Annotated in this window: 17 protein-coding genes and 1 tRNA gene; 4 read left to right on the plus strand and 14 right to left on the minus strand. The window is 63.5% G+C overall.

Going from position 1 to position 15532, the window contains the following annotated elements; translation table 11 throughout:
- Positions 1 to 11: 11 nt before the first annotated feature.
- Complete coding sequence (locus LG661_RS06735; RefSeq protein WP_230531109.1) at positions 12 to 1151, plus strand: ABC transporter ATP-binding protein; 1140 nt, start codon at positions 12 to 14, stop codon at positions 1149 to 1151.
- Positions 1152 to 1226: 75 nt separating this feature from the next.
- Positions 1227 to 1802 (plus strand): Holliday junction resolvase RuvX, encoded by a 576-nt coding sequence (gene ruvX / locus LG661_RS06740; protein ID WP_230531110.1) that lies wholly within the window; start codon positions 1227 to 1229, stop codon positions 1800 to 1802.
- A 5-nt stretch (positions 1803 to 1807) separates the two neighbouring features.
- Here the strand turns inward: ruvX and LG661_RS06745 are convergent, their stop codons facing one another.
- From LG661_RS06745 to LG661_RS06755, 3 genes are all read right to left on the minus strand, one after another.
- A complete protein-coding gene (locus tag LG661_RS06745) occupies positions 1808 to 2221 on the minus strand; it encodes a hypothetical protein (protein ID WP_230531111.1) in 414 nt (137 codons plus the stop codon).
- Between the two features lie 158 nt (positions 2222 to 2379).
- Positions 2380 to 2547, minus strand: a complete 168-nt coding sequence (locus tag LG661_RS06750; RefSeq protein ID WP_230531112.1) for a hypothetical protein — start codon at positions 2545 to 2547, stop codon at positions 2380 to 2382.
- A 185-nt stretch (positions 2548 to 2732) separates the two neighbouring features.
- On the minus strand, positions 2733 to 3287 hold the full coding sequence (locus LG661_RS06755; RefSeq protein WP_268995438.1) for a M10 family metallopeptidase C-terminal domain-containing protein: 555 nt from the start codon (positions 3285 to 3287) through the stop codon (positions 2733 to 2735).
- A 326-nt stretch (positions 3288 to 3613) separates the two neighbouring features.
- Between LG661_RS06755 and LG661_RS06760 the strand changes: the two genes are divergently transcribed.
- Positions 3614 to 3687: transfer RNA gene (locus tag LG661_RS06760), tRNA-Gln, on the plus strand.
- Between the two features lie 831 nt (positions 3688 to 4518).
- Here the strand turns inward: LG661_RS06760 and LG661_RS06765 are convergent.
- Positions 4519 to 5109 carry a hypothetical protein gene (locus tag LG661_RS06765; RefSeq protein WP_230531114.1) on the minus strand — a complete coding sequence of 197 codons (591 nt, stop codon included), beginning with the start codon at positions 5107 to 5109 and terminating at the stop codon, positions 4519 to 4521.
- A gap of 89 nt (positions 5110 to 5198) precedes the next feature.
- Here LG661_RS06765 and LG661_RS06770 point away from each other — a divergent pair, with 89 nt between their 5' ends.
- Entirely contained in the window at positions 5199 to 5489 is a 291-nt protein-coding gene (locus LG661_RS06770) for a DUF7696 family protein (RefSeq protein ID WP_230531115.1), read from the plus strand.
- A 1118-nt stretch (positions 5490 to 6607) separates the two neighbouring features.
- On the opposite strand, the gene LG661_RS06775 is transcribed toward LG661_RS06770, so the two are convergent.
- From LG661_RS06775 to LG661_RS06820, 10 genes are all read right to left on the minus strand, one after another.
- The gene (locus tag LG661_RS06775; RefSeq protein WP_230531116.1) at positions 6608 to 6967 is read right to left on the minus strand and encodes a hypothetical protein; all 360 of its coding nucleotides are present in this window, start codon (positions 6965 to 6967) and stop codon (positions 6608 to 6610) included.
- A 53-nt stretch (positions 6968 to 7020) separates the two neighbouring features.
- A complete protein-coding gene (locus tag LG661_RS06780; RefSeq protein ID WP_230531117.1) occupies positions 7021 to 7206 on the minus strand; it encodes a hypothetical protein in 186 nt (61 codons plus the stop codon).
- A 51-nt stretch (positions 7207 to 7257) separates the two neighbouring features.
- The gene (locus tag LG661_RS06785) at positions 7258 to 7968 is read right to left on the minus strand and encodes an NlpC/P60 family protein (protein WP_230531118.1); all 711 of its coding nucleotides are present in this window, start codon (positions 7966 to 7968) and stop codon (positions 7258 to 7260) included.
- A gap of 68 nt (positions 7969 to 8036) precedes the next feature.
- A complete protein-coding gene (locus tag LG661_RS06790) occupies positions 8037 to 9065 on the minus strand; it encodes an acyltransferase family protein (RefSeq protein ID WP_230531119.1) in 1029 nt (342 codons plus the stop codon).
- A 62-nt stretch (positions 9066 to 9127) separates the two neighbouring features.
- A complete protein-coding gene (locus LG661_RS06795; RefSeq protein WP_230531120.1) occupies positions 9128 to 9526 on the minus strand; it encodes a hypothetical protein in 399 nt (132 codons plus the stop codon).
- Positions 9526 to 10425: a glycine-rich domain-containing protein gene (locus tag LG661_RS06800; RefSeq protein ID WP_230531121.1), complete on the minus strand. Its 900-nt coding sequence runs from the start codon at positions 10423 to 10425 to the stop codon at positions 9526 to 9528. Before LG661_RS06800 ends, LG661_RS06795 begins: the two co-directional genes overlap by 1 nt.
- On the minus strand, positions 10422 to 14249 hold the full coding sequence (locus LG661_RS06805) for a host specificity factor TipJ family phage tail protein (RefSeq protein WP_230531122.1): 3828 nt from the start codon (positions 14247 to 14249) through the stop codon (positions 10422 to 10424). The genes LG661_RS06800 and LG661_RS06805 overlap by 4 nt, the downstream gene beginning before the upstream one ends.
- Positions 14246 to 14641, minus strand: coding sequence for a hypothetical protein (locus LG661_RS06810; protein ID WP_230531123.1), 396 nt, complete (start codon positions 14639 to 14641; stop codon positions 14246 to 14248). Before LG661_RS06810 ends, LG661_RS06805 begins: the two co-directional genes overlap by 4 nt.
- Positions 14631 to 15155, minus strand: a complete 525-nt coding sequence (locus LG661_RS06815) for a DUF1833 family protein (protein ID WP_230531124.1) — start codon at positions 15153 to 15155, stop codon at positions 14631 to 14633. Before LG661_RS06815 ends, LG661_RS06810 begins: the two co-directional genes overlap by 11 nt.
- Before the next feature lie 2 nt (positions 15156 to 15157).
- Positions 15158 to 15532: a hypothetical protein gene (locus LG661_RS06820; RefSeq protein WP_230531125.1), complete on the minus strand. Its 375-nt coding sequence runs from the start codon at positions 15530 to 15532 to the stop codon at positions 15158 to 15160.

The raw sequence follows: 15532 nt of genomic DNA on the forward strand, positions 1-15532 counted from the left end.
GGGGATCATCCATGGCTGATGTCGTTCTGAAAAATGTCCAGAAGTCCTTCGGCAGGGCCCGGGTCATCCACGGCGTGGACCTTGATATCCGCGACGGGGAATTCGTGGTCTTCGTCGGACCGTCAGGCTGCGGGAAGTCCACCCTGCTGCGCCTGATCGCAGGCCTCGAGGACATCACCGGCGGCGATCTCTTCATCGGCGGCGAGCGGGTGACCGAACTGCCGCCCGCCAAGCGCGGCATCGCGATGGTGTTCCAGTCCTATGCGCTCTATCCCCACATGAGCGTCTACGACAACATGGCCTTCGGCCTCGAACTGGCGAAGTCCTCCAAGCAGGAGATCGACCAGCGCGTGCGCGAGGCGGCCCGCATGCTGCAGATCGAGAACCTGCTCGACCGCAAGCCGCGGCAGCTCTCCGGCGGCCAGCGCCAGCGCGTCGCCATTGGCCGCGCCATCGTGCGCGACCCGAAGGTCTTCCTCTTCGACGAGCCGCTCTCGAATCTCGACGCGGCCCTGCGCGTCCAGACCCGGATCGAGATCGCCAAGCTCCACACCGACACCCGCGCCACCATGATCTACGTGACCCACGACCAGGTGGAGGCCATGACGCTCGCCGACCGGATCGTGGTTCTCAATGCGGGCCGGATCGAGCAGGTCGGCTCCCCGCTGGAGCTCTACCACCGGCCGGCCAACCTGTTCGTCGCCGGCTTCATCGGCTCGCCGCAGATGAACTTCATCGAATGTCAGGTGGCAGGCGTCGGGCCCGACGAGGTTCTGGTGCACCTGCCCAATGGCAGCTCGGTTGCGGTGCCTGTCGCGCCGGACGGCGTACAGCCGGGCGAAACGCTCACCCTCGGCGTCAGGCCCGACCACGTTCAGGTGAGCTCCAGAGGCCCCCTCACCGGCCGCGTCGAGCTGGTGGAGGAGCTTGGGGAGAATCATCTCCTCTACGTGGAGACAGGCCAGGGCAGCCGGATCACGGTGCGCGAGCCGGGCGATGCGCGGCACGAGGCCGGCAGCACCGTGACGCTCGATCTCGCGCCCGAGTTCTGCCACCTGTTCAAGACTTCCGGCGAAGCGCTGCCCGCACGGAACAGAGCCGCGGGCAGCGCCTTATCATCCCCAAGCAGGATGACCAGCAGCATCGCCTGACTTCGCCCCTCGACCCTGGGCGACTTCCTCTATACTGGCTGTGATCCGGCAGGAGCGGGATGAGGAGTCTGTCCCATGATCCACAAGGATGACGAGCTGACGGCCCTCATGGAAGGGCTCGGCCCCCGCGCGCGCCTCATGGGCGTCGATCTCGGCACCAAGACCATCGGGCTCGCCCTCTCGGACGTCGAGCGGCGGATCGCGACGCCGCTCGAGACCATCAAGCGGGTGAAGTTCACGCCGGACGCCGAGCGCATCAAGGCGTTGGTCGAGCGCTACGACGTGGGCGGGCTCGTGATCGGGCTGCCCCTCAACATGGATGGCACGGAAGGTCCGCGCTCCCAGGCGACCCGCGCCTTCGTGCGCAACCTGAAGCCGATCGTCGACAGGCCGATGCTGTTCTGGGACGAGCGCCTGTCCACCGTCGCCGTGACGCGGACATTGCTGGATGCCGACGCCTCACGGGCCAAGCGGGCCGACGCCGTCGACAAGATGGCGGCCGCCTACATCCTGCAGGGTGCGCTCGACCGCCACGAGCGGATCATGGCGGACAAGGAAGCGGCGGAGGACGAGGCCGGAACGCGATCCGGCCTCGACGTCGATCTCAATCCGATGCCGGAGGCCGGCATTCTCAAGGATTACGAGGATTAGCGGGTTCAGTACCCGTTCGCCCGGTTCCAGGCCCGCTGCTTCTCCTTGAAGATTTCCTTCTGGTTGCGGCGGTATTCCTTCATGTAGTCCTTGGCCGCTTCCTTGTCATAGATGACGCCGGTGCGCTCACGACCACCCCGCCCGGGAACGGGAACGGCATAGCCCGGAGGACGCGGGGCGAAGCGAGGCGGCGGCGGGCCGTAATAGCGCGGCGGAGGCCCGTAGTAACGGGGCGGCGGCGGGCCATAGTAATAGACCGGCGGCGGGGGCGGCGGATCGTAGGAATAGTAGAACTGGACGTTCTGGACCGAAGCCGGCGCATCCGTCTCCACGAAGGGAATCGGCGCTGCCTGCGCGCTGACGGCGCCGAGAGCCATGCCCCCTGCGACCGCACCGAGAACCCATTGAGCGAGTTTCATAGGCGTCATCTCCCGCCCGGCGCAACTTTGCCCGGACCTTGACGGAGATACTGCCACGCTTCGGCTAAACAGGATATGAACCAGCGTGCCGCCCGCGGAGTACCGCCAAGCCTATCGGGGCGCTCTCGAAAAGCCGCTTTCGCGAAATCAGGGCGGGCTTACTTGTTCGGCGGCTCGCGATTGATCGGCAGGCATCTGCCGCCGATCTCCTGCTGACCCACCAGGCACCCGCTCTCCTGAACCCCTGGAGGGGTCGTTGAGCCGGTCGTGTTGACACACGCGGCGAGCAGAAACGCTGTTGGAACTGCTGCAATCAATGCCTTCATCCTGGCCTCCCTGCGGCTCCTGACTCAGCGAACAACGCGGGGCTCCAAGGAGGGTTGTAGGGCATCAACTGATTATGATCGGGATCGCCCTGCCGGCAGGCGGCTGAATGCAGGCTTTTCCGGAGGGGCGGGAAGGTTTCCGCCCCTTACCCTTCGCACGGCAGGTCTGTCGGCCTTGTCCGCATTCAGATGGCGAAGAAGTCCTTGTGGGTCATCTTGAGCCCCTTATCGAGCTTGGCGAACTGGATCGCCGCCTTCGAACCCGAGCCGTCCGGATCGTAGTACAGCGCGCCGGTGCTCTTGTTGTAGATGATCCGGTCATCCCGATCATGGGCCTTCGAGCCGGTCCAGAAGGCGCCCGACTTCAGGTAATCACCGACATTGCTGATCCCCTTGAAATATGACTTGTCGAGGGCGATCGTGTCGTCCTTCGTGCTGAAATCGGTGATGGTGTCGATCTCGGACTTCGACACCTTGCTCTCGAAAACAAAAAAGTCCTTGCCGGAACCGCCCGTCAGGGTGTCTCGCCCTCTGCCGCCGCCCAGAACGTCGCTGCCCGATTCACCATAGATCTTATCGTTGCCGTAGCCGCCATAGATCGCATCCTGGCCGCCCCGCCCCCAAAGAGAGTCATTCCCTCTCAAGCCATCCAGGAAATTGACCGAGCTGTCTCCATAGATGCGATCACCGCCGCTGGTCCCTTTCCCAATGCCATCTTTGTCAACCTTAACCGTCGCCATAATGTGCTCTCTCCAATCCTAAGATCCGACTTTCCGCCATACGACATGCCGTACCAAGCTTTACAGGCCCATGAACCATCAGGTTATAATGTCGTAGCTTCCTTTAGGGCAGTAGCGCATTCTTATTCCCATATGAAGCTTGTTCTGTGCTTGAGAGCACTTTCCTGTTTCGGCAAAGGTGCATGCCCAAAAACATGCCGGTTTTCCCAACCTGAAGGCTTGACGGCGCAATGAAACGCCCCTAGATCACCCCTCACCACGGACGTTGATCCAATCGATCGCCAAGGGCCCAGCCCTTAAAATGCGAGCAGGATCAACAGGATCGGTGGGGGATAGTTTAATGGTAGAACAGCGGACTCTGACTCCGCTAGTCTTGGTTCGAATCCAGGTCCCCCAGCCATTTCAAATCATTGAGATAATCTGATTTGAGCACCTGTACCGGCAAGGCCGTTTTACAGGCATTTTACACTTCCTGTTCCCCAGAAGCCCCTACCTAGGACCCTTCCCTGTTTTAATCCTTGGCTGTCGGACTGGCAGGTTCGATCGGGCAGAGACACAGTCTCCAAAGTGGTGCGATGATGAGGCTCCCAAAGATCGCAGGCCACGCCTGGCATGAACTGCCCACAGTCGTCATCCTCGGGCTCGTGATTGGGCTGGGTTTCGGACAGGCGGTAAAGCTCTCTGCGCCTGAGCCCGCTGTGGCAATCACAAAATCTAAGCCTTAGTTGGGTGCCCTGCTTTTGTTCATGGTAGTTCCGGCGGGACTAGAGCTGGCAACCAGACCGCTATGAGCGCCCTGGCTGACCCTGCAACTGAGCATAACTAAGTAGCGGGCTGATTTAGGGCTTCAGGAAAAGCTGGCTCCCGATAGCCGTCTTGCCGCGGCCACCACCCAAGCGTGCCCAAGACAATCTCAACCCCACCGGGTAGGATAACAATACAGAATGAGGGGATGGGGCTATGACTGAGAGTTTGACGCCAAAAGAGCGGGAGTTCCTGGCAAGGGTGCGGAATGGTCGGGTTCTCCCCTATGCCAGCAGATCAGAGAGCGAGTGGCGGCAGCGCCTGAAACACCGCGGCCTTATCGCCATAGATGGCTTTCGGCCCCGAACCTGGATTTTGACGGACAAGGGAATGGCTGCGCTCACCGCAGCCCATCTCCAGAAGGAGGAAGAGGGTTAGAGATGCCCGAGACTATCCGGTGTGGTTCGGATACAGCAGAAAGAAGGGTCTAGTCGATTCCCAGAACCGAAAAGGCGGTCGTCACCAGATTGGCACCGCCAACAAAGCACCCGATTGATAGTGCCGCGAGGACAATGGCTATCCTGTAGGTCCACCCTATCGCTTTTCGGGTCGCAGGCTTCTCCTCAATTGGCTTGTGGTGGAGGAAATCAAAAAGCGGACCTGGCCCCGGATAACTGTTGGCGATCAAGTTCCAGTTGAAGAACCCTATCAACGCGACCAATGCTGCAGAACACAGCCCTATAGCAAAACAGTAGAATGCGGGGACAATCTTCTTTCCCAAAGAAATTGCAGCCAACACATTCAGGTCGTTCTTCCCATACATTGAACCAATGAACGTAAGCAGAGCGAGTATTGCTCCACCATTCAGTAGAAACACGGACTTTATGAAGGTTTGCCCGTGCTCTTTGCTAAATGATTGAGAATGAATGCGCTCCTGCCCCAACTGATCGGCATACTTCTCGAACGCAAGTTTGCGACGTTCTATGGCCTCGGAACGCAGCTCCTCGCGAATCTTTAGAAGCTCCTGCTCAGTACCCGGGGCAAAAAATAGATCGACCTGCCCCGCCCGTCTGTTCATCGTCTCTGGAGTCGCCGCCCATCAACGCCCTCTCGCAACATCGCTGAACACCTGCAATACAGCTAAGCTCTCACAGGCATTTGCGCCATGTGTCATTTGACGACATACCTGATTCCACCTACTCCCGCGACACCACGGCCATCTCCCAACTCACTGCCCAGCCCGTCAGCACCTGGTCCGAGGAATGGCGTGTTGAGACCGAAGCCCGCGCTGTCCTGGCCATGTCCAACGAGCAGCGAGATGCTTTCTTCAACGGCCGGAAAGATGCCGATGGGAAGACCATCGACCGTGGCGTGATCGGAATCCGGGGCCTGAAAGCAGCGGAAGAGATCAAGGCGACAGTGGAGAAGCTGCAAGCGGCTCGCGCCCGCCGGGCATAGGAGGATTCGACTCCTCTCCGGTCTCGTGGCATGTTCTTGGTCCGTTCCAGAAATACCGGACCCTGAATGCCCGCCCCGAACCAATCGCAAACTCAGTATCGAGCAAGTGCTCGAGGCCCGGATGCGGTATGCCAACGGCGAAAGAAGCTTCACCGAGATGGGCAAAGCCTATGGCGTGAGCCGGGAATCCCTCAAGGAGGCTGTTCTCGGAGAGACCTTTAAGCATCTCCCCATGCCACCGAATGGCTTCCGGTGAGCGATCGCCGCGGCACTATTTGCTGCCATTGATGGCGCAGCCCATTGGGAGCATTCTTGGCGGGTTTCAGGCTACTGAGGCTACCATGCTGGAGCACGCCCCGCGGTGGGCCTCCTCGAGCGAGGTCAGAGAAAGGGCTTGGGAACAACGCAGCGGCCCATATGGATCCGGCTTCGTTACCGCTTATCGACACGGCAGTAGCCCTGCACACGCCCAGTGTACCGCCATGATCTTCTTGTGTACCACCGGCACTCGATCCAGTCCGCCCCCCTATCGTGAATATTCACACGGTGCCGTGCTCCGTGTCCAGCTGTCTTGATGGCGCGGGCAGTTCTAGGATTGATCCGCACCCCAGCTGGCGCGACAAATTTGATTTCGCCGCCTCGCGAAGGAAGCGCGATATTCCACGTTTCTACGTTGTAGTGCTTGGTCACGCAGTAGCTGGCATACCTGCTGCAGTCTAGTTCCTGCCTCAGATCGATTACCGTTGGTGGCCACTCCTCCACTGGAGGGTGCCCTAAAGATGTCACCTCGTCGAGACCCGCCATCTCGGAAGTGCTCTGGCAGCCTGCCAAACCGGCGACAGCAACAACAGCAATGATGAAGTTCCTCATTCAGCAACTCCGCCAATCGTGGCTCTAGCAGAATCTTGGCCGGAGATGTCCATATTGTCAAAGACGTGATCATTCGCCCCTCATGTCCGGAATCAAGTCCTGCAAATCTTGCTCACTTAGCCTTCGCTAGCCGCAAAAGACGCAAAAGCCCCTCCCCGGCCCGAACCGGAGAGGGGAAGGTGGAAGGATCAGAGGCGGTGTTCGACCCGTCGCTCCAGCGCGAACTGAGGCCGCTGGGCGAACTCGTTCTAGGCCGACGGCTTGGGACCGCGCTCGAGGAGATCGAGCGGACGCTTTCGGAACTGCCGGCCGAGATGGTAGAGCCCGGTCGCGATCGACATGCCGAGCAGCCCGCACATGAAGGCAGAAGCGTGCTCGAGCTGTGACCCCTGGACTGCCGTGAACCAGGGTCCGACCACCTCGATCGCGAGGGGCGTCAGGTAGATGGAGGTGATGCAGCCGACCACGGCCGTCGCCGCCCGCTGCAGGATGGATCCGCCGGAAATCGTCGCCGAGACCAAGCCTCCGAAGAAGGAGGCAGCAACGACAGACGCTTTCACGCCGATGAGTGCCTGCAATGGATCAGGCGGGTGGAAAGGATCGGCCATGGATGCCCCAGTTGGCGCTTCGATTGAGGTGGTTGTGGCGGCTCTGGGCCAGCTTACCGGCGCCCGACCGGCGTCGACGTGACGAAGCGCAGACCGATGTTGAGCAGAGCCACGATGCCCGGCGCGACGATCGCCGCGCGGGGGTCGACGCTGTTCCAGTCGATGTTGGCGAGGTAGCCGACGCCGGCCGTCAAGGCGGCGATACCGGCATTCACGGCAATGGTGCGATAGCCTTTCATGGGATGTCCTTTCAGAAGGTGCCCGGCGGGCCCGGCCGGGTGCGGGATCGGTCAGGCCTCGTTCGTGGACAGCCTGCCCCCGACAGCCGAGACCGGAATGCGGGAGGCGTCCGGCAGCGGCGCTGTCGCCAGCCAGCGGTAGCCGAGCAGGCGATCGGTCGAGAGCCAGGACAGCGAGACCGCGTTGCCCTGGTTGCCGCCGCGCACGAGCACGGCGGCGCCGTCGGTTGCGACCGCCTCGACAAAGCCGACATGACCCTGCCAGCCATTGCGCTTGCCGCGCCAGAACACGGCCACGGCGCCCCGGGCCGGCTCTTTGATTGGCTTGCCGAACTTCATCCAGTTGCGGGCCCCGAAGGGGTTGTCCGGCAAGGGCTCGTTCGGCAGGGTGGTGGCGATGCACCAGCCCACGAACGTGCCGCACCAGGCGGTCTCGTCGTCCCGCCAGGGAGCCTTGAGCCGCTCCAGCCATTTCAGGATCGTCGGGCTGTGCTGCTTGCCCGCGATCTCGCGCACCCCGGTGAGGCGGATGGCCTCGTGGTACCAGGGCGCGGCGAGCCCTTTGGCCGGTGCAGGCTTGGCCTCGCCCGGGAAGAGGAGTTTCAGGGTGGCGTCATCCATCAGGCCGGTGACCTTCAGGTCATGGCCTCGCTGGAAGCGCTCGATAGCGCCGCGGGTCAGGCGGCCCATGATGCCGTCGAGGGGACCAGGTGAGAATCCGCGCGCAAAAAGAGCGCGCTGAACGTCGAGGACGCTGCGCATGGACAGGCTCCGGCTGTGAGGACAACAAAAAGCCGCCCGAAGGCGGCCTGGTCTGCTGTATGGGTGACTTACAAAGCGCGGCTTGGTGCCGCCGTCATGCGTCTTCGCGCAGTCATCGCTTCCCTTAGCCAGGCCTGCCCTGGCTTCTCGATGCAACGGTAGCTGACCCAGGAAAGTCCCAGGCACAGCGCCATGAACCCGATCCCGGTCAAGACCGGATGGTCATAAGGACGATAGGGCAGCAACAAAGGGCCCACGATCTCGATCAGCATGTAGTGCCAGATGTAGAGGGAGTATGACACCACCCCGACAAAGGCCAGTCCCCTAAGCGGCCACGACGATGCAGCGTCTCTCAACGCGGAGGCTGCGCAGAACAGCCCCACCGCCCAAGCAACATTGACGATCATGTGCGAGAAGCCAAAAGCCCCCAGGGTCGCCGCCGTCGCCACCGTTACCAGAGCCGCCGCCCGCGTTGGTGCGACCTTGTACTGTGCCAGCGTCATGCCGATGGCGAACAGGAAACACAGCCGCAGGAACGGGCTGAACATTCCAGCATGAGTCCACCCCCACCACGTTCCAAGGAGCATCAGCCCGACGACAGCCGGGAAGAATCGACGCCCGAGGAACAGAAACGGCACGAGGCAATAAAACACCGCCTCGTGCGTTAGGGTCCACAGAATGGGATTGATCGCTCTAGAGACAGAGGGATCAAGGGACTGCGAGAAGACGATATGTCGTGCCACCGTATAGGGGGTGATGTCGGTGGCAAACGACGAGAGCGCCGGGAACGCCACAACGGCAAAGGCCAGTGAGACGTAATAGAGGGGCATGATCCGAGCTGCCCGATGGACCAGATACGTTGTCAACCCGCCGTCCTTCGGCAGCACCCTCTCTGCTGATGTCCAGATCAGAAACCCGGACAGGATAAAGAACACATAGACGCCAATCTCCCCGAGATGCCCCTTATAAGGCAGCAATGGGTCGTACCGGATAAGGTAATAGGCATCTGCGTGGGACAGAAGCACGAGAAGAGCCGCGCATCCCCGCAGGGCATCGAGAATGATCGTATCTTTGGAGAGGGAATGCTTGATGAACACGATGGTATCTTCTGGCTTATTGGGCCTGATACCATCGACGGAGCGGACAGGACAAGTAGGCTTTAGATGCTCGGGGCGAGGAGTTCGTCCGCCCGTTCAGCCCCGAACGCCGCGACAAAACCGGCTTTCAGCTGCGCGAAGAGAGCATGATCGTGCTGGATTGTATCGACTGCATGGAAAAAAGCATCGAGTTTTACCCCCATCGCCCTGATCCCCGCCAGGATCGTTTCCGCCTCGGCGTCGTCCTGACATCGGTCGAACACGTCCGACTTGTGGGTAAAGGCGGGGCTGGCTATGACCTCGGCAGGCGCAGGAGGGGCAAACCCTGCTTGATCGCAGGTCCAGCCATCCCGCACCTCCGCGTCGCACGCCACCCACACAAGGCTCTCATGATAGCGCCCAGCAGGGTCAAGGCCGGAGATCTCCCGAACAACGCCGTCAATGATTAAGGCCCACTGCATCAGTAATACTCCTCAACGATCACAATACCGGGTTGACCAGTTGCCCCGACATTGCCCGCTTGGCTGATGCCGTTGGCTCCACCCGCCGCGCCCGATCCGTAGCCATAGCCGTTATTGCCCGCTCCTGAGCTTGTGACCGTGATAGCGGGATGCCCGAAACCGAAGGGCGAATTGCCGCCCGCCCCGCCGACCACTGCCGCATTGGAAAGAGCCATGCCGAGCCCGCCCCTCTGACCGGGGATGTTGATGTCGCCGCCCGTGCCCGCGCCGCCTACTGCCGGGGAGGCATTCGACACCCATGGGGTTCCGCTGCTGGGGCCTGCCTGGGAGCCCTTGCTCCCGCCCGTGGCCGAGCAGTGCGAGCCGAAGGATGAGGTGCCCCCGCTGCTGCTGCCAGCCGAGCCCGCCGCGCCGCCTGCTCCGACCGTTACCGTTTCAGCGGCACCAAGAGAGTCCGCGAGGATCAGCTTTTCCGAATACCCGCCGCCCGCGCCGCCGTTAGCCCATGCGGTTTGTGTGCCGCTTGTCGCCGGGACACCATCGGAGCCGCCACCGCCACCTTGCACCCGAACCCGCACCGCACGGCACCCGTCAGGCTTGGTCCAGGTAGATACCCCAGGTGTGGCAAAGACGACAACTCGCTTCGTGGTGCCGAGGACATGCGTCTCCGGGTTGAAGGTGTAGAGCGTGATCCACTGCGCGCCGTCGTACTGCTTGACGGCGTGCTCGGTCGCGCTGGTGGTGTCGAGCCACCCCGTGCCCTTCACCGCGTAGGTCGGCGCGCTCGTCCCACTGTGCAGCGACAGCTGGGCGTCCAGTGAACCCTGCATGCGGGTCGCGACCTCGACCGGGTTCGCCGGCCCGGAGGTCGGCACGCCCCATTCTGTAGCCTGACTCATGTTTCTTTCCTTCCATAGCCGGTGGCAACGAAGTCGAGCGAACGCGCGACCGCCGTGCCGGATGCGTTGAAAAAGCGGATGTCGAAGCCCTCTTCGGACTTGTTCGTCACTGTCCAGGTGTCGCCGGTCGTCAGGCCCTGCGCCGTGATGCCCAACCCCTTCAGCCCCCGGAACGGTGGCACGAAATCGACCCGCAGCCCCGCCGCCGGAACGGCGAGATCGTTACCTCCCTCCTGGCGGTCCGGCATGTCGATCAGCGCCTCGAGGCGGGTAACGAGCGGGGTGACGCCGTGCTCATAGGAGAGCAGGCGCAGCCGGAACTCGAAGGCCTGCGCCGTCACGTCGCCGATGACCACCGGGCGCCAGTCGCTCCACACCGGAGCGCCGGCCGGGTCGTCGTTGGTTGTGCGGGCTTCAAACACCACGCCCCAGGTCGAGGCGGACCCCGTGAGGAAGAAATCCTCGACCGCGAACACATCCTCGAGGGCGAAGAAGTCGCTCGTCAGCTTGGCGCCCTGCGCTTCGATCACCCCCGACACGCGCGAGGTATAGACGGCGCCGAGGTCCAGGCTCTGGCCGAAGCCGTAGATCCCCTCGCTTTCGATGCCCTCCTCGCCCAGGAACCAGTCGGGGGGCCCGAACCAGTCGTCGCGGGCAAAGACGTCGCCAGCGTAGGCAAGCTGCAGTCCGCCGAGCGTGTCGTTGCGGATGACCTTCGACGGCGCGCCGGCAAACGCCGGTTGCTCGACGAAGGACTCGATGGCGTTCATGTTGGCGACGCCGACCACGTCGGAGACCACCACGGCGGCGTTCGCGCTCGGCACGCCGGCCCGGGTGATGGCCTTGACGAGGTAGGTGCCGGACGCGGCCGGAACCTGCGCCCCGGCGACCGGAACACGCTCGAGGAGCGGCACCGATGTGCCCCAGGTCACACCCGACAACTGCGGGGAGAACCGGATTTCGTAGTGCGACAGGTGAACGTCGGTCACGCCGATCCAGGCCAGCGTCATAACCTCGCCGCGCACGGAAGCGGTCAGCCCCGCGACGTCGGACGGCGGGGCCAGCACGCCCGTCGCCAAAATGTCGTTCAACTGCACCCAGGCCGACACGGCCTGCGCCGAATAGACGGCACGGGCCCGGATGTCGACCTGCGAGGGCGGCAGGTTCTCGATCTTGAGGAACTGTCCATCCGTTGCGCCTGCGGGGATCCATTGCCCGTCCGTTGCGGTTTCTTCCGCCACGGTATCGGCATCGGTCGCATCAACTGTCGGCAGGCGGTAGTCGATCCGGTACTGCACCTCGTGCAGCAGGGCGCGCTGGCTGGTGCGCTGCCAGGCCACAACGAAGGTCGAGCGCACCTCGCCGTCCGCCCCGATCGAGAGCCGTTCCAACGTGGTCAGATTGCCCGGTGGCGTCGGGTCCGGCGGGTCGTCGGTCGAATAGGGGTCAGGGATGACCTCCTCACCAAGCCGGCTCCACACCGCCTGGCGGTCGATCACCGCCTCGATGTCGATCCGGTCGCGCCCGTTCGGCTTGGCGCTCTTGACGATGAAATTGCGCGTGAGCGTGCTCACGCCGGCCACCAGCGCCGTGCTGGTCTCCATGATGTCAAGCGCCAGCACGCTGGTGATCGGCAGCCCCGTGTCCGCCTCGACCGCAGCCTGCGAGGCGGCATCCATCACCAGCTGGTTCAGGCCACCGCCCTGCCCCGTGAGCGCCACCGGCCCCCACTCGCGGCCGGACCGGTCGCGGATGATGAGATGATCGCCCGAGGCGAACGGCACGTCGCGGTCGAAGGTCAGCGTCTGTCCGGACACGCCGACCACGCCCGCCAGCTTTGCGTTCGAGGCGAACCAGGTCTCGACGGCAATGGAGTCGCCGCGCTTGTAGATGCGGCCATCGTGCTCGGTCTGAAACCGCACCGTCTGCCGCCGGTAAGAGGCGACCAGGGCCAGCCAGCGGGCAAGGTGCTGCGCATGGTTCCAGGACGTCACGCCGAAGAGTTTTCTCCGGGTCGGCGTGATCGACTTATTGCCGTAGTAAATATCCGGCAACTGGATCGGGCGGCGTGGGTCGCCGTCCTCGTCATACTCGGCGACAATGTGCGCATCACCCCGATCGGGGTCCACGTCGAAGGATAGCCCCGAGGAACCGCGCACGATCTGCCGCGCGGTGATGACGTGGCGCCGCATGTCCTTGCGGTCATCTCGGACCATCGACCAGATGCGCCCGAGTTGCACAGGCTCGGCGCGCATGGGGAACAGTACGGCCGACGCCACATTACAGACCGAATCCGGACCGCGGATGACGCCGTCGAACGTCCCGAGGGCGTCGATCTCGTCGTCTTCGTCGGCATAAAAGCGCAAGGTCTCGACATCGAGCGCGCTGGCCGGGATCGCAGCCCCATAAACGGTGTTGCGCATGATGTCGGCAAAGGCCCACACGGCCAGACGGGTCGCCCTGGTCTCCCAGGTGGAGCCGTTCCAGACCGGCACCCTTCCGGTCGCCTCGACTTCGACGTCAGCAAACGATGTGATGCCGAGTGCAGCACTCGATTTGACCTTGATGGCGATCTCGGTGACGTGATCGCGCACCCGCTTCTCTGGCCGGTGGCCGCGCAGACCGTCCCACTGCAGCGCATTCGCGATGTTGGTCTCGCGGAAGTTGCGTGGCTTGTTGTCAAAGAGATTGCGCCCGCGCACCATATAGCGTCCTTCCGGCACGCTGATCATGCGGGTGTAGCGCAGCGGGCGGCGGCTCAAGACTGTATTAGACCACTTGTCGAGGCGCTTCCACGAGCCGGTTCGGTTGCCGGCGTCGTCAATGGCGGCATATTCAAACTCCCACCCGAGCGGGGCGCCGGCTTCCATCGCGCCCTGCGAGTTGGCGAAGTTCAGACCGGACCCCTGCGGTGCGCTGATGTCGAGCTGAATCTTGTTGATCTCGACCCCGACCCCGGAGACGATAAAGGGCCCGGTCCACTCCCCGACATCGCTGTCGGGCCGGATCAACTCGTTACCCTGGACGGACTCCGACGAGACCACGTCCCGCGGCACGAGCCTGCAGGTCTCGCCCGGATTGACGATCTCGACCTGTGAGCCCTCGAACGGAGCGCGAATGCCGCCGGCTTCCGTCCACATCAACTGGCCGCTGACGCGAACTTTATGCACCGACGCCCCGCCAAGAGTCAGCGTCATGCGCTTGTAGAGGATCTGGTGCTCGCCCTCATAGACGAAGTAGTCTGGCTGGCTCAGGTCCGGCGTCGTCCAGCAGCGGCCGTAGAGGCGTGGGATACGGTCGCCGGGGCGGGGCAGGTTGCCGCCGCCGCTCACGCCGTAGATCTCGCGGTCCTCCTGCTCGGTCTGGTTCGCCTTCGGCTTCATGGCCGAGGACAGCAGTGCCATGCCGCCCATGACGATGCCGGTGGCCAGCAGTTTGCCGCCAAGCGTGAGCGCACCGGCGCTGGTGCCGAGAGCCGGGACGCCGAGCGCGGCAACGGCATAAGGGGCGATCACCATCAGGGCGATCGCGGCGACCGCCATCAGGATCGACGAGCCGCCCCCAGACCCTCCGCCCTGCGGCAGGTAGGTGATGATCACCGCCTCGTCGGCGCCGACCACGCGGCCGGCCATCTCGCTGCGCAGGACGACGGTCGTGTCGGCCGGCGCGAGAGGCTCGCCCAGGCGGTGAACGCTGACAATGAACGGGCGCGCCTGGTCCGCGTGCTGCGTGACGAGCCACGCGAGGTCGCCGTCGCAGCCGGGAAGCATGACGTTCGGGCGCACGATCTCGCCCGTGACGTTGCGCTGTGCGATCAGGGTCATGGATTCTTCCGGAAGAAGCGGGTGTTCCAGCGGCGCAGCTCGCGGACCTCGGTCACGGTTTCGGCCGCGACGCCGTGCGGCTGGTCGGAGTGCCACACAAGGCCCCTGCCCTGCGTGAGGAGGTAGATCCCGGCATGCAGCGTGCCGGGCTTCGTCATGATCACCACGTCACCGTCCGCAGGCGCGAAGACCTCGACCCAGTCCGCCCGGGCGGGATGGGTCTTGAAGGTGTCGCGGCGCCTGCGCGGGTCGTCCACCAGGTCGACGCCGAAGGGCGGAAGGGCCTCGCAGCCGAACAGGTCGCGGCGGATGCGCCGGACCAGATCCCAGCAGTGGTGCTCACGGCTCCACGGCCGGGAGACGAGCGCGTCGAGGTAGGGCTTACGATCCAAGGAACAGCGCCGGATAGCTGTCGATATCGTAGGTGACGCGCGGGAAAGCCTGCTGCCCGACCTCGTCGAAACCGACCTCGCTCTCGACGCTGGTCGCCGTGACCTCCACGCGCTTGCGCTTGAGTCCAGAGATCACGTCGCCCGGCTCGAACCGGGCGTCCGAACGGTAGCCGCGATATGTGACGGAGATCGATCCCGCCGAGACCGCCGCATCCTCGAGGTAGGGGATCAGCATCCCGGACACGCCGTCGATCCGGATCCGGCCCGGGATCGGGCCGTCATCGTCATAGCCCGGCGGGATGACGTCGAAGGCCATGGCGGTGAAATTCCGTGTCTGGCCGGTCTCCAGCGTGAGAGCGACCAACTCGCCCGCCGTCAGACCCTCGTCGCCGGTCACGATCCGGATCGGCGACGAGAAGGAAGCGTGGTTCAGCTCGAGCGTGTGCAGGATCACGACGTTCGAGGGCGCGGAGGCATAGGCCTCCTCCATGGCAGCCGTCAGGCGCGAGGTCATGCTTAGTAGTCCAGAACGCAAAGCTGAAGGGCGACGAAGTTGAAAGGCCCGAGGGTCTGCATCTGCGGGTCACCGATCAGCTGCACGGTCTTATCCGGCAGCGGCAGGGTCGCGCCCGGCTTCCAGACCGGCATGGTGAACCGGCTTGCCCCATGGTCGAGAGTGTCGCGCACGAAGGCCTGAAATGTGGCGAACTGGTCGTTCGTCAGCTTGAAGCGCACGGCCACCGTCGCCCAGGTCGTGGTCGAGCGGCGGCGCATCCGGCGCGGGCCATCCTCCATCTCCGTCTCGATCGGCGGGTCATAAAGGCTCGCAGGCCCGGTGCCGTCGCGCAACGGGACGACCGGCAGGGAGGCAGGCCAGACTGGGAGCGCCAT

The organism is Microvirga roseola (assembly GCF_020866965.1).
GTDB lineage: Bacteria > Pseudomonadota > Alphaproteobacteria > Rhizobiales > Beijerinckiaceae > Microvirga > Microvirga roseola.

Bases quoted from the DNA above. Each gene is read 5' to 3' on its own strand.
- LG661_RS06735 (WP_230531109.1), top strand. From the start codon at position 12: ATGGCTGATGTCGTTCTGAAAAATGTCCAGAAGTCCTTCGGCAGGGCC.
- ruvX (WP_230531110.1), top strand. From the start codon at position 1,227: ATGATCCACAAGGATGACGAGCTGACGGCCCTCATGGAAGGGCTCGGC.
- LG661_RS06745 (WP_230531111.1), bottom strand. From the start codon at position 2,221: ATGAAACTCGCTCAATGGGTTCTCGGTGCGGTCGCAGGGGGCATGGCT.
- LG661_RS06750 (WP_230531112.1), bottom strand. From the start codon at position 2,547: ATGAAGGCATTGATTGCAGCAGTTCCAACAGCGTTTCTGCTCGCCGCG.
- LG661_RS06755 (WP_268995438.1), bottom strand. From the start codon at position 3,287: ATGGCGACGGTTAAGGTTGACAAAGATGGCATTGGGAAAGGGACCAGC.
- LG661_RS06765 (WP_230531114.1), bottom strand. From the start codon at position 5,109: ATGAACAGACGGGCGGGGCAGGTCGATCTATTTTTTGCCCCGGGTACT.
- LG661_RS06775 (WP_230531116.1), bottom strand. From the start codon at position 6,967: ATGGCCGATCCTTTCCACCCGCCTGATCCATTGCAGGCACTCATCGGC.
- LG661_RS06780 (WP_230531117.1), bottom strand. From the start codon at position 7,206: ATGAAAGGCTATCGCACCATTGCCGTGAATGCCGGTATCGCCGCCTTG.
- LG661_RS06785 (WP_230531118.1), bottom strand. From the start codon at position 7,968: ATGCGCAGCGTCCTCGACGTTCAGCGCGCTCTTTTTGCGCGCGGATTC.
- LG661_RS06795 (WP_230531120.1), bottom strand. From the start codon at position 9,526: ATGCAGTGGGCCTTAATCATTGACGGCGTTGTTCGGGAGATCTCCGGC.
- LG661_RS06800 (WP_230531121.1), bottom strand. From the start codon at position 10,425: ATGAGTCAGGCTACAGAATGGGGCGTGCCGACCTCCGGGCCGGCGAAC.
- LG661_RS06805 (WP_230531122.1), bottom strand. From the start codon at position 14,249: ATGACCCTGATCGCACAGCGCAACGTCACGGGCGAGATCGTGCGCCCG.
- LG661_RS06815 (WP_230531124.1), bottom strand. From the start codon at position 15,155: ATGACCTCGCGCCTGACGGCTGCCATGGAGGAGGCCTATGCCTCCGCG.
- LG661_RS06820 (WP_230531125.1), bottom strand. From the start codon at position 15,532: ATGGCGCTCCCAGTCTGGCCTGCCTCCCTGCCGGTCGTCCCGTTGCGC.